The 12,430-nt window shown below is 69.4% G+C and carries 12 protein-coding genes; 9 read left to right on the top strand and 3 right to left on the bottom strand.

What is annotated here, in order from left to right; genetic code table 11:
- Positions 1-6 precede the first annotated feature (6 nt).
- The gene (locus ACZ6ZD_RS35460) at positions 7-792 is read left to right on the top strand and encodes a phosphotransferase (RefSeq protein ID WP_465678806.1); all 786 of its coding nucleotides are present in this window, start codon (positions 7-9) and stop codon (positions 790-792) included.
- A gap of 314 nt (positions 793-1,106) precedes the next feature.
- Here the strand turns inward: ACZ6ZD_RS35460 and ACZ6ZD_RS35465 are convergent, their stop codons facing one another.
- Both ACZ6ZD_RS35465 and ACZ6ZD_RS35470 read right to left on the bottom strand, forming a co-directional pair.
- A complete protein-coding gene (locus ACZ6ZD_RS35465; protein WP_238355536.1) occupies positions 1,107-1,364 on the bottom strand; it encodes an antitoxin in 258 nt (85 codons plus the stop codon).
- A gap of 105 nt (positions 1,365-1,469) precedes the next feature.
- Positions 1,470-1,655, bottom strand: coding sequence for a hypothetical protein (locus ACZ6ZD_RS35470; RefSeq protein ID WP_465678807.1), 186 nt, complete (start codon positions 1,653-1,655; stop codon positions 1,470-1,472).
- 145 nt (positions 1,656-1,800) lie between these two features.
- Here ACZ6ZD_RS35470 and miaA point away from each other — a divergent pair, with 145 nt between their 5' ends.
- The 6 genes from miaA (at position 1,801) to ACZ6ZD_RS35500 (ending at position 9,647) form a co-directional block, all read left to right on the top strand.
- A complete protein-coding gene (gene miaA / locus ACZ6ZD_RS35475) occupies positions 1,801-2,784 on the top strand; it encodes a tRNA (adenosine(37)-N6)-dimethylallyltransferase MiaA (RefSeq protein ID WP_465678808.1) in 984 nt (327 codons plus the stop codon).
- Positions 2,771-3,289, top strand: a complete 519-nt coding sequence (locus tag ACZ6ZD_RS35480; RefSeq protein ID WP_465678810.1) for a sigma-70 family RNA polymerase sigma factor — start codon at positions 2,771-2,773, stop codon at positions 3,287-3,289. Before miaA ends, ACZ6ZD_RS35480 begins: the two co-directional genes overlap by 14 nt.
- Before the next feature lie 42 nt (positions 3,290-3,331).
- A complete protein-coding gene (locus ACZ6ZD_RS35485) occupies positions 3,332-4,021 on the top strand; it encodes a hypothetical protein (protein ID WP_465678811.1) in 690 nt (229 codons plus the stop codon).
- Positions 4,022-4,098: 77 nt separating this feature from the next.
- Positions 4,099-5,919, top strand: coding sequence for a gamma-glutamyltransferase (gene ggt, locus ACZ6ZD_RS35490; RefSeq protein WP_465678812.1), 1,821 nt, complete (start codon positions 4,099-4,101; stop codon positions 5,917-5,919).
- A gap of 88 nt (positions 5,920-6,007) precedes the next feature.
- The gene (locus ACZ6ZD_RS35495; RefSeq protein WP_465678814.1) at positions 6,008-8,797 is read left to right on the top strand and encodes an AfsR/SARP family transcriptional regulator; all 2,790 of its coding nucleotides are present in this window, start codon (positions 6,008-6,010) and stop codon (positions 8,795-8,797) included.
- 70 nt (positions 8,798-8,867) lie between these two features.
- Positions 8,868-9,647, top strand: coding sequence for a D-Ala-D-Ala carboxypeptidase family metallohydrolase (locus ACZ6ZD_RS35500; RefSeq protein ID WP_465678815.1), 780 nt, complete (start codon positions 8,868-8,870; stop codon positions 9,645-9,647).
- Between the two features lie 55 nt (positions 9,648-9,702).
- On the opposite strand, the gene ACZ6ZD_RS35505 is transcribed toward ACZ6ZD_RS35500, so the two are convergent.
- Positions 9,703-9,966 (bottom strand): hypothetical protein, encoded by a 264-nt coding sequence (locus ACZ6ZD_RS35505; RefSeq protein ID WP_465678816.1) that lies wholly within the window; start codon positions 9,964-9,966, stop codon positions 9,703-9,705.
- A 22-nt stretch (positions 9,967-9,988) separates the two neighbouring features.
- Between ACZ6ZD_RS35505 and dapF the strand changes: the two genes are divergently transcribed.
- Positions 9,989-10,852 carry a diaminopimelate epimerase gene (gene dapF / locus ACZ6ZD_RS35510; RefSeq protein WP_465678817.1) on the top strand — a complete coding sequence of 288 codons (864 nt, stop codon included), beginning with the start codon at positions 9,989-9,991 and terminating at the stop codon, positions 10,850-10,852.
- A 60-nt stretch (positions 10,853-10,912) separates the two neighbouring features.
- Positions 10,913-12,415, top strand: a complete 1,503-nt coding sequence (gene hflX, locus ACZ6ZD_RS35515) for a GTPase HflX (RefSeq protein WP_465678819.1) — start codon at positions 10,913-10,915, stop codon at positions 12,413-12,415.
- The last annotated feature ends 15 nt before the right edge of the window (positions 12,416-12,430 follow it).

Genomic DNA, 12,430 nt, shown 5'->3' on the forward strand with positions numbered 1-12,430 from the left:
CGGCCCATGACCGAAGAACTGACCGGCGGCCGCTTCTCGAGCCCCATCCGGGACGGCGACCTCGTCCGCCGACGCCGCGGCTCGGCCAACGGGCACGCGTTACTGCGACACCTGGAACGCGCCGGCTTCGAGCTGGCTCCCCGCGTGGTCGAGACGGACGCCGAGACCGAGACGCTCACCTATCTACCGGGGACGGCGGGCTATCCGCCGCTGCCTGCCGACCTGCGCTCCGACGAGGCGCTGGTCAGCGTGGCGCGCGCGATCCGCCGCCTGCACGACGCGACCCAGGGGTTCGAGCCGGTCGCTCCGGGGGAGTGGAACGACCTGGAAGTTGCGGCTCCGGTGGGGATCGACTGCATCGGCCACCACGACCTTGCTCCGTGGAATCTGATCTTCGACGGCCCGAACGTGGTCGGCATCATCGACTGGGACACGATCCGCCCGTCCAACCGTCGCTGGGACCTCTGCTACGCGGCCCACCAGTTCGTCCCGTTCCACCCATCCCGCTGGCTCGAGCCCTTCGGCTGGCCCGAGGAGCCTGACCGCGCCCGCCGCCTCCGGCTCTTCTGCGACGCCTACGGCCTCGACGTCCAGCCCAGCGAGCTCGTCGATCTGATCGGTATCCGCCTGCTCTCCCATGCCGCGAACATCGAGCAGCAGATCAAGGCCGGCGATCCGGCGTACGACGTCCATCGCGACGAGGACCATGCCGGCGGATACCGCGCCGCGGTTGCGTACATCCTCGCGAACCGGGCGGAGTTGCTAGGGGGAGAGGGGCCAGACGAAGGCTAGGTAGCCGGCGAAGAGGGCTGAGGTGCTGGCGGCCTTTGGCGTTGAAGTAGTTGGTTGCGCCGATTGTCATCACGAGGATGTCGAGGCTGTAGATGAGCAGGGGCCCGTAGCAGCGCAACCAGCGCGAAGGCCGCGAGAGCGACTCGGTGTCGGCCATCGGCTGGACGAGCGCGTGCGGGACGACGCCCACAGGCCGGCCAGCAGCAGCCGGTCCACTGGTCGAAGAGATGGTTGCCGACCGCAAAGATTCCCCCACGCCGCGAGCAGCGCGAAGGGCCGCGAGCGGAGTGCTCGCGGCCCTTCGGGTGCGGTGCTCAGGCGGGCTTGTTCGCGTCCGGGATGTCGTCGTTCTGGCCGTCGAGGCCGTCCAGGCCCTCCTTGGCCTTGTCGACACCCTGGTCGATCTTGTCGCCGTACTTGCCACCGGTCTTCTCGTCCACGAAGTCGCCGGCCTTGTCCAGGCCCGCGCCGACCTTGTCGCCGTGCTGGTCGACCAGGTCGCCGGCCTTGTCCTTCAGGTCCTCGGCCTTGTCCTTGAACTTGTCGAAGATGCCCATCTCAGGGGCTCCCATTCCTGCGTAGTGAAGTGCTTACGGACAGCTAGCGGTCGATGATTGCACCAACCGGGCCCGAACTGTAGGACCGGCGCGAACTGTCCCGCAGGATTTCGCCGCTCGTTACTCGACGTCGCCGCCGGAGTCCTGCGAACCGCCGCCGGACTCGACGTCCCCGCCGGACTCGACATCGCCACCCGACTCGACGTCACCACCGGATTCGACGTCGCCGCCGCTCTTCAGCGCGTCGGCGCCCTCCTCGAAGGCTTCCTTCGCGGCCTCGCTGCTCTCATCGAACGGAGTCGTCACAGCTTTTCCCTCCCGTAAACCGTTGTTGCGAACGGGTCGTGTCTAACCGAGTTCCGGGGTCATCCACAACCCGGATCCGGCGCTCTTGGCGCAGACTTGACGCCCCCTGCGGCAGGCCCGGACCGAAAACTGTCACACTGGAGCGATGGCCGATCCACTCGTCGTCGCGGTCGTCGGCCCCACCGCGGCCGGCAAGTCCGACCTGTCCGTTGCCTTGTGCAAGCGCCTGGGCGGCGAAGTGGTGAACGCGGACGCGATGCAGGTCTACCGCGGGATGGACATCGGCACGGCCAAGATCAGCAGCGCCGAGCGGGCCGGCGTCCCGCATCATCTGCTCGACATCCTCGAGGTCACGCAGACCGCGACGGTCGCCGAGTTCCAGCAGCTGGCCCGCGCCGCGATCGACGGCTGTACGGCGCGCGCCGCCGTCCCGGTGCTCGCCGGCGGCTCCGCGCTCTACGTCCGCGCGATCCTCGACGAGTTCACCTTCCCGGGGACGGACGCCGCCGTCCGGGAGCGGCTCGAGGCCGAGCTGGCCGAGCTCGGGTCCGGCGCGCTGCACCAGCGGCTGGCCGCCGTCGACCCGGCCGCCGCCGCGCAGATCCTGCCGAGTAACGGACGCCGGATCGTCCGCGCGCTGGAGGTCGTCGAGATCACCGGCTCGGCGTACGCCGCGACGCTGCCGGCCCACACCTACGCCTATCCGGGCGCGGTCCAGATCGGCCTCGACGTGCCGCGGCCGGTGCTCGACGAGCGGATCGGCCGCCGGGTGGACCGGATGTTCGAGGCCGGGTTCGTCGAGGAGGTCCGCGGGCTGCTCGGCCAGGGCCTGCTCGAGGGCCGGACGGCGAACCGCGCGCTCGGCTACTCGCAGGTGATCGCCCTGCTGAACGGCGAGATCGACGAGGCCGAGGCCCGCGAGCGGACGGCGCAGTCGACCCGCCGGTTCGCCCGCCGGCAGGACTCCTGGTTCCGCAAGGATCCGCGGATCAGCTGGCTGGCGTACGACGACCCGGCGTTGCTGGACAAGGCGATCGATGTGCTGGCCGCGGGCAACCGAAACGGCGCCGGCGGCGTAGTCGGAGTGGAGACCGGCTCGCACCCAGGGGCCGTCGATGCGAGGGGGTGACCGTGAGGCGGAGTTCCGCGAGTACCTGCTCGCGGATCGCAACCGACTGATGAGAACGGCGCTGTTGCTGACCGCGGGGGACGCCTACACCGCGGAGGATCTGGTCCAGACCGCCTGTACTCGGGTCTACGTGCACTGGCACCGGATCCGGCACGAAGGCGCCGGGCCGTACGCGCACCGCATCCTGGTGAACGCCTTCCTGGACGAGCGCCGCCGCGCCGGTCGCCACCCCGAGGTGGTGACGGCCGACACGCTCGAGCCGAGGCTCACCGACCAGACGGATCCGGTGGACACGATCGCGGTCCGGCGGGCGTTGCTGGAGCTCGCGCCCCGGCAGCGGGCAGTGCTGGTACTGCGCTACTTCCAGGATCTCGACGTGGCCACCTGCGCGCGGATCCTGGAGTGCACCGAGGGAACTGTGAAGAGCCAGACCGCCAAGGCTCTCAAGCGATTGAAGGACCTGATGACCGACGAACCGACGGATCAGGCGACGGGGAGTGGCTGAGTGGTCCCGGCCGGGACGGTCGGCCGGGAGAGGGACGGAGTAGTGGACGAGGTCAAGAAGCTGTTGGAGGGGTTCGCCGACGAGGCGGCCGATGCGCTGCCTCCGGCGGATATCGACGCGGACGTCGCGCGGGGGCGGCGTGCGCTGCGCCGGATCAAGCGGCGCCGCCGGGCGACCGGGGTGCTGTGCGCCGCCGCGGTGACGGCGGCGGTGCTCGGGTTCGGCGGGCAGCTGAAGTGGTGGGGCGCGCCGAGCGACCCACCGGTCGCGGCCGGCGGTGATCAGGACGCGCCCGCGGCCAGTACGGCGGCGGGCTCGACGTCGCCGACGCCGTCCGCCGGTGACGGCACGATGTCGCTGTTCACCGCCGGGGTCGACCTGGTCGCGAATCGCGTCACCTGGAACAAGATCGGCTGCCAGCTCGCACCGCAGGGCTGGGTGGCCGAAACGCCGATCGCGGCCGACCGCGTCGTCCTGGCGCCGCCGGAGATGCGGACGGCGGGCGCGGCCACCAAGGTCGTGCTGCAGCGCTCTGACACCGCGCGGTCGCTCACTGCGGTCCGCGTGCAGGAGGCGGCCGGTAAGACGTTCCACATCGGCACTCTGGACGGTCGGCTGACCGGCCAGGTCAAGCTGGCCGAGCAGTGGCTGCTGGTGGAGGTGCCGGCGGGTAGCACCGACTGGACGGACGAGTCGGTGAAGCGCTTCCTGGCGTCCTGCACGATCAACTAGCCGCAATGACTGGCGCTGGGGTGTGACTTCGGGATAGGCAGGGGACAGGTCCCCTGTCCCCGACCCCTGGAGATCCGGTGAAGAAGCTGGTCGCGTCCCTGTCTGCTGGTGCCCTCGTCCTGTCCGGGCTCAGCGCGAGCGGAGCGGCGGCCAGTCCGCCGCGGCTGCCCGTCAAGCACCCAACAGCGATCGGGTACGGCGGTGCGGTCGCCTCGGTCGACCCTGAGGCGACGAAGATCGGTCTGGACGTACTGCGTCGTGGCGGCAACGCTGTGGACGCCGCAGTCGCTACTGCGGCCGCTCTGGGCGTTACTGAGCCCTACTCGGCGGGAATCGGTGGCGGCGGCTACTTCGTGTACTACAACGCCAAGACGCGCAAGGTGTCCACACTGGACGGTCGGGAGACCGCTCCGGCAGCCATGCCGCGCGATGCGTTCATCAACCCGGCGACCGGGACGCCGTACAAGTTCTTCCCCGATCTGGTCACGTCTGGCGTTTCTGTCGGCGTACCGGGCACACCGGCGACCTGGGACCGCGCGCTGCGGCAGTGGGGCTCGTTGTCGCTCGGCAAGGCGATCAAACCGGCGGCTGAGCTCGCTGCGCGCGGGTTCGTCGTCGACGAGACGTTCCGCAGCCAGACGCTCGACAACAAGGAGCGGTTCGCCGCGATCACCCCGACGGCGAAGCTGTTCCTGCCCGGTGGAGACGCGCCGAAGGTCGGGACGGTGTTCAAGAACCCGGAGCTGGCCGACACGTACCGCCTGCTCGGGTCGAAGGGCCTGCCGGCGTTCTACGGCGGCAAGCTGGCCGCGGAGATCGCTGCGACCGTGAAGAACCCGCCGAAGACCGCGGGGACGACGCTGCCGGTCATGCCGGGTCATCTGACCACGGCGGACCTGGCGAAGTACAAGGTGATCGACCGGGCACCCACTCGGGTCAAGTACGAGGGGCTCGACGTCTACGGGATGGCGCCGTCCTCCTCCGGCGGGACGACGGTCGGCGAGGCGCTCAACATCCTGGAGCCGCTGCGGCTCGACCGGATGAAGACCGCGCCCGCGCTGCACTCCTACCTCGAGGCCTCGGCCCTCGCGTTCGCGGACCGCGGCGCGTACGTGGGTGACCCGGCGTTCGTCGACGTACCGACCAAGGAGCTGCTGTCGGACGGCTTCGGCAAGGAGCGCTCCTGCCAGATCAACCCGGCCAAGGCGTCCGTGAAGCCGCTGAAGCCCGGCGTCCCCGACGGCGACTACTCGCGCTGCGGCGGGACGACGGCGTCCGCGGAAGGCCCGGACACCGAAGGCCTGTCCACCACGCATCTGGTCGCCGCCGACAAGTGGGGCAACGTCGTCTCCTACACGCTGACCATCGAGCAGACCGGCGGCAGCGGAATCACCGTCCCCGGCCGCGGCTTCCTGCTCAACAACGAGCTGACCGACTTCTCCGCCGTCTACGACGCCGCCGACCCGAACCGCATCGAGCCGAACAAGCGCCCGCGCTCCTCGATGTCGCCGACGATCGTCCTCCGCCACGGCAAGCCCTTCCTCGCGCTCGGCTCACCCGGCGGCTCCACGATCATCACCACCGTCCTGCAGACCCTGACCAACCGCCTCGACCGCGGCATGACGCTCCCGGAAGCCGTCGCCGCCCCCCGCGCCTCCCAGCGCAACACCGCCAGCGTCACCGCCGAACCTCCCTTCATCGAGGCCCACGGCAAATCCCTCACCCCCTACGGCCACACCCTCGTCCCCTCCGGCGACGCCTTCACCTCAGCCGCCGAGATCGGCGCCGTAGCAGCCCTCGAGTTCCTCCCCACCGGCGCGATCCTCGCCGCCGCCGAACCCACCCGCCGCGGCGGCGGCTCCGCCGGCGCCGCCTACCAACTCTGGCCGCGCAAGTAGCGCCGGCGACAAGTCTGTTCGAGGTTCCGCCCTGCCGCCGCGGTCCGATCCGCGGCGGTAGGGGCACCACGACTGGGGGATGGTGCCGATGTTGGAGATCCGGTTGCTCGGCCCGTTGGAGATCAGCTCGCACGGGCGGGCGCTGAAGCTGCCCGGCCGTCGGCTGGCGGCGCTGGTGACGATCATGGCGCTGTCGGCCGACCTGCCGGTTCCGGTGGCCGTGATCGCGGACCGGTTGTGGGGCGAGCAGATGCCGCGGCAGGCGAAGGCTGCCCTCCACACGTACTTCGCCCGGCTCCGGCAGGTTCTAGGGGCGGATGCGGTCGAGACGCTGCCGGTCGGGTACCGGTTGCGGGTCGATCCGGACCGCGTCGACGCGGTCCGGATGACGAAGCTGGCTCGGGAGGCGGAGTCCACGAGCGACGTAGCACTCAAACGAGAACTTCTCGAGACTGCGGTTGGGCTGTGGCGCGACACGCCCTTCGTCGGCACTGCGGCGTCGCACTGGCTCACTACTGGCGAGACCGGCCGGCTCACCGAGGCGTACCTCTCAGCCCTTGAGCAGCGCGTCGAGCTCGACATCGCGCTGGGCCGGTACGGCGGGCTCTCCACGGAGCTCCAGCACCTCACGACCCGCTACCCCTTGCGGGAGAGCCTGTGGTGCCTGTTGCTCAGAGTGCTACGACTGACCGGGCGCATCGCTGAGGCGCTCGCCTGCTACGAACAGGTCCGTTCTCTGGTGGCCGATGAGCTCGGCGTCGACCCGTCGGCGACGCTGCAGCACGAGTTCGCCCTGCTGGTCGCGCCTCGAGACGGCACCGCAGTTGCCCCGCTTGCCGCTGCGGTCATCGGACCGCCACGGCAGCTGCCACCCGGTCTGCGCTTTTTCAGCGGCCGTGCCGCAGAGCGGCGGCAACTGGATGAGCTGCTCGCGAAGGCCGACCCGGATCGGCCGCTGATCGTCACCCTGACCGGGGCCGCCGGTACCGGCAAGACCTCGTTGGCCGTGCGCTGGGCCAACGAGGTCCGAGATCAGTTCCCGGCCGGTCAGCTGTTCGTCGACCTGCGTGGTTTCGCCACCGAAGCGCCGGTGGGCCCCGGCGAGGCGCTGGCTGCCTTCCTGCGGTCACTCCAGGTCCCGGCGACCGAGATCCCACCCGAGACCAGCGATCGCGCGGCGCTGTTCAGGACGCTGACTGCCGATCGCCGCCTGCTGCTGGTCCTCGACAACGCCCGCGACGCCCGGCACGTCCGTGCGCTACTACCGGCGTCCGGGAGCCTGGTGGTGATCACCAGCCGCAACCAGCTGCGCTCTCTGGGGCCGGCGATCGGCGCCGTCCGGCTCCCGATCGGCCCGCTCCCTGCCGACCAAGCGCTGGCCCTGCTGGTCGCCGCTGCCGGAGCTGATCGGGTCACTGCCGAAGCCACCGCAGCCAACGAGCTGACCGAGCTGTGCGCAGGCCTGCCGCTGGCGTTGGCCATCGCCGCCGACGCGGCAGCTCGGATGCCGGGCCATTCCTTCACGGAGCTGGTCGCCGCACTGCGAGACGAGCAGCAAGCGCTCGACGTCTTCGCTGACCCTGACGACGAGCGCGGTGATCTGCGGCAGGTCTTGTCCTGGTCCTACCAGACGCTGGAGCCGGACAACGCGCGGTTGTTCAGGATGCTCGGCCTGCTACCGGCAGGCCCGATCGCCGCGCCTATTGCGGCCGCGCTGCTCGACTGCGACGTCCGCGACGCCCAACGCCGGCTGGACCAGCTGGACGCCGGGCATCTGGTAAGTCAGATCCATCCGGGCCAGTACCAGCTGCACGACCTGGTTCGGACCTACGCGGCCGAGCTGGCGATGCGGACCGACGACGAAGCCCTCCGCCGGGCCACGATCGCCCGCGTGCTGGCTTGGTACCTGCATACGCTGCAGAACGCCGTTGCCGCCGCCGAAACCAGCGTAGGCCGCGGCTACCTGGTCAGCTCGCCACATCAACCCCTTGCGTTCGCCGGAGCCGAGTCCGCGCTGGGCTGGCTCTGGCAGACGCATCCCCTGCTCACGTCGCTGATCCGGCTGGCAATCAGCAATGGCGACGACGAGCACGCGTGGCGGATTGCATGGAAGCTGCGCGGCTTCCTCGACGTGTCGTTCCTGGTGCCCGAGGCGCTGGACGTCGCTCGCCTGTTCGTCAAGGCAGCCGAACGCCTGGGAAACACCCGCGTGCGCTACCTCGCCTGGAACGCTCTCGGCTGGGCCGAGTTCCGCGCCGACCAACTGTCCGCGGCCAAGACATCCGCCAGACGAGCGATCCAGCTCGCACAGGAATGCGGAGACACCGGGGCCGAGGTCACCATCCGCATCAATCTCGCCTACAGCCTGACCGCCGAAGGCGCTCTGGAAAACGCCCTGGAAGAGATGGCCCTCGCCGAAGCCGCAGCAGTCGGCTGCCGCCATCCGTCCAGCGAGCCGCTGCCCGTCCGGTACGACGTCATCCACGGAACCATCGGCGCGATCAACCTCCGGCTCGGACGGCTGGATGCCGCCAAGGAACACATCGAACGCTCGCTCCAACACGCCCGCACCCACGGCCGCTGGCACGAAGAAGCCGAGTGGCTGAACAGCCTGGCCGAACTGCACGAACGCCGAGGCGACGACGCCACCGCGACCTTCTTCGCCGGCGAAGCCCTGAACCGCCTGCAAGGCTTCCGCACACCAGCAGCCAACTTCGACTGCCTAGCCCTCCAGGCCCGCATAGCCGACCGAGCCGGCCGCCACGAAGAAGCCGCCACCCTGGCCCGCCAAGGCCTGGCCCAACTCCCCGACGGCCACCCCCGCGGCCAACACCTCCGCACCCTCGCCGAATCGCTGAAAGCCGCTGTCAGCCGATAGAAGGCGTTCTGTAAGTGGCCGCGGGCACCCTCGTGATCTGTGTCAGCACTTCGCGAGGAATGGAGATTTCATGGAAGCAGCTACCCGTGTTCTCGAATCCGCACCACCCGTACCTGCGCCGCGACGACGCACGGCGGTCCAGTTGTTGGCGCTGGTCGTCGCGGCCATCATCGGCGTCGTGGGTCTCACGGTCGTCGCGCCGGTGGCGGCCAACGCCTATGACTGGCGCCGCACGCTGAGTGTAGGCGCCAGCGGCGCCGACGTCGCCGAGCTCCAGATCCGGGTCGCCGGCTGGGCCGCCGACAGCCCGAGCCGCACCTTCGTCGCGGTCGACGGCAGATTCGGCCCCGGCACGAAAGCCGCGGTCATCCGTTTTCAGCGCGCCTACGGACTCGCGGCCGACGGCATCGCCGGCCCGAACACTCACGCCGCGCTGAACGCTCTGGAGGATGCGGACGGCACCCGGCACTTCAACTATTCCGAGTTCTACTCGAAGGACGGCATGCAGCTTCGCGGCGGAAAGGTCCCCGAGGCGACTGTCCGGGAAAATCTCCGCCGGTTGATGTACAAGCTGGAGGCCGTACGGAAGAAGTCCGGCGACCGCCCGATCACCATCAACAGCGGCTTCCGCAGCATCGCCCACAACACCAAGGTCGGCGGTGCTCCCAACAGCCAGCACATGTACGGCATCACGTCCGACTTCACCATCAGCGGCCGCACGGTGAGCCAGGTGATCGGCTACGCCCAGACGTCCGGCTTCTCCGGCATCATCCGCTACGCCAACTTCACCCACGTCGACAGCCGAGCCGAATACAACTACGGCTCCACCGCCTTCTTCTGGGACATCTGAAGGGAGTCCACGATGAGCAAATTTGGGTCGACTGGTCACGTGACGGAGGTGAGGCTCAGCGTTTCTTGAACCGCTGTGGGCCGTCCGGTAGGGCGGGCGGTGCCACGGCGGGGTGGTCGGTGGTGGTTTCGAGCCAGCCGTCGTGTTCGGTGAGCAGGGTGTCCAGGAGGTCGCGGCCGACTTCGGGGAGGACGACGATCCAGGGGTGGTCTTCGTCGTCGTCTTCGCCGTGGAACCGGCCGCGGCGGACGTCGCCGTTCAGGTGGGCGGCGACGGCTTCGGCGTCCTCCTGGTCCCAGAAGTAGGCGATGAGCTCCATGGGCACACCGTACGATTCAGGCATGAGCAGCACCACATTCGCCTGGCTGAAGGGCCATGGCACCGAGAACGACTTCGTGATCCTTCCGGACGCCGATGGCAGCGTGCACGGGGAGCTGGATGCGGAGGTGGTGCGGTTTCTGTGTGATCGGCACGCTGGGCTGGGGGCGGACGGCGTCCTGCGGGTGCTCAAGGGGGAGAGCCAGACGTACGTCGAGGACGGCGGGGACTGGTTCATGGACTACCGGAATGCTGACGGGTCCGTGGCGGAGATGTGTGGGAACGGCGTCCGCGTCTTCGTTCGGTACCTTGCTGAGGCCGGTCTGATCGGTGACAAGCCGGTCCGGGTCGGTACGCGCGCAGGGGTCAAGGAGGTCGTGCAGAACGACGACGGCACGCTGACGGTCGACATGGGGGAGCCGACGCTTCCTGGTCCCGCAGGGGTCGTTGTCGAGGCCAACGGCCACCAGTGGCCCGCTCTGCACGTGGACATGGGCAATCCGCACGCAGTGGCGTTTGTGGACGATCTGAGCGAGCCGGGCAACCTCTGCGACCAGCCGTCGTGGTCGCCGCAGGAGGCGTTCCCGAGTGGGGTCAACTTGGAGTTCGTCGTCCGCCGTGGTCCGTACGACGTCGACATGCGCGTCCATGAGCGTGGTTCGGGCGAGACGCGGTCCTGCGGGACCGGAACGTGCGCGGTGACCGTTGCTGCAGCCAAAGCCGCCAAACAGGCGCTACCGGTCACCTATCGGGTCGGAGTCCCCGGGGGAGAGGTCGCTGTGACCTGGCGGGCCGACAACCACCTCGAGCTGACCGGTCCGGCGGTTCTGCACGCTCGGGGCGAGTTCGACCGCGCCTGGCTGAAGAGGAATTCAGGGCCGTTCTGAGGCGTTGACCTCGGATAACGGGTCGCTTGTACTGGTGGCCCGTGCCACGATGGAAGGTATATGACGACCCAATCGAACTTTTACGACGAGACCACCGATGTCGAAACCGACCTCTTCGAGGGCGATGACTCCGGCACTCCGTTGACGGGTCATGACGAGACCGAAAGTGAGTACGACGACCGTGATCTGAGCACCGAAGGCCTGGAGCTGGAAGAGCGCCAGGCGCTCCGCCGCGTAGTCGGCATGTCGACCGAGCTGACCGATATCAGCGAGGTCGAGTACCGCAAGCTGCTGCTGGAGCGGGTGCTGCTGGTCGGCGTCTGGACCGAAGGCAGCGCCGAGGACGCCGAGAACTCGCTGGCCGAGCTCAAGCTGCTGGCCGAGACGGCCGGCTCCGAGGTGCTGGACGGCGTGATCCAGCGGCGCAAGAAGCCCGACCCGGCGACCTTCATCGGTTCCGGCAAGGTGAGCGACCTGCGCGAGCTGGTCGCGGCGCTCGGCGCGGACACCGTGATCGCGGACGGCGAGCTGGCGCCTGCCCAGCTGCGTAACCTCGAGGACAAGCTCAAGGTGAAGGTCGTCGACCGGACGGCGCTGATCCTGGACATCTTCGCCCAGCACGCGAAGAGCAAAGAGGGCAAGGCCCAGGTCGAGCTGGCGCAGCTGCAGTACATGAAGCAGCGCCTGCGCGGCTGGGGCGGCAACCTGTCCCGCCAGGCCGGCGGCCGGGTCGGCGCGGCCGGCGGCGGGATCGGCGGTCGCGGTCCGGGTGAGACCAAGATCGAGACCGACCGGCGCCGGATCAACACCAAGATCGCCAAGCTGCGCCGCCTGCTCAAGGACATGAAGAGCACCCGCTCGACCATGCGCCAGGAGCGCCGCCGCAACCTGGTGCCCTCGGTGGCGATCGCCGGGTACACCAACGCGGGCAAGTCCTCGCTGCTGAACCGGATCACCGGCGCCGGCGTCCTGGTCGAGGACGCGCTGTTCGCGACCCTGGACCCGACCACCCGGCGGACGACGACCGCGGACGGCCGCGTGTACACGCTGACCGACACCGTCGGTTTCGTCCGGCACCTGCCGCACGACATCGTCGAGGCGTTCCGCTCGACGCTGGAGGAGGTGGCGGACGCCGATCTGCTGCTGCACGTGGTCGACGGATCGCACCCCGATCCGCTGGCCCAGATCCACGCCGTCCGCGAGGTGCTGGCCGAGATCGACGCGACCGACGTCCCCGAGATCATCGTGATCAACAAGGCCGACGCCGCCGACCCGCTCGCGCTGGCGCCGATCCTGCACCGGGAGCCGCGGGCGATCGTCGTCTCGGCGCACACCGGTGAAGGCATCGACAAGTTGCGCGAGCTCCTCGAAGGGGCGCTCCCGCAGCCGCACATCGCGCTCGACGTGCTGCTTCCCTACGACCGCGGCGACCTGATGTCCCGCATCCACTCCGAAGGCTCCGTGGAGCAGTTGGAGCACACCGCCGACGGCACCCGGGTGACCGCCCGGGTCCACCCGGCCCTGGCCGGCGACCTGTCGCCGTACGAGGTCGCGTCGGCCTAACCGCAACGAAACAGC

Source organism: Kribbella sp. NPDC104218, from assembly GCF_055584105.1.